The organism is Cellulosimicrobium sp. GQ32, assembly GCF_059758455.1.
On sequence record NZ_JCAXEP010000037.1, the window covers coordinates 1 to 434 of the forward strand.

The 434-nt window shown below is 71.0% G+C and carries 1 pseudogene; it reads right to left on the reverse strand.

The window, feature by feature from the left end:
* A pseudogene (locus AC6CH9_RS20825) lies at nucleotides 1-434 on the reverse strand (nitrate reductase subunit alpha); the annotation flags it as partial.

Sequence of the window (434 nt, forward strand, 5' to 3'; positions counted from 1 at the left end):
ACGAGCCCGCCCTTGCCGCGCGCCGACTTGTAGGCGCGGGCGGCGTCGGGGTCGGAGGTGAGCATCTCCCAGGCGAGCACCGGGTCGCCCCCGACCGTGCTCTTGGCGCGCCGGTACAGGTCGAGCAGGGTGCCGCGGACGTAGGGGTAGCGCACGCGGGTGGGGGAGTAGGTGTACCAGGAGAACGCGGCGCCGCGGGGGCAGCCGCGGGGTTCGTACTCGGGGGAGTCGGGGCCGACGGAGGGGTAGTCGGTCTGCTGGGTCTCCCAGGTGATGATGCCGTCCTTGACGTAGACCTTCCAGGAGCAGGACCCGGTGCAGTTCACGCCGTGGGTGGAGCGCACGACCTTGTCGTGGGACCAGCGGTCTCTGTAGAACACGTCGCCCTGGCGTCCGCCGGTCAGGAACACCTGCCGCAGGTCGTCCGACACCTG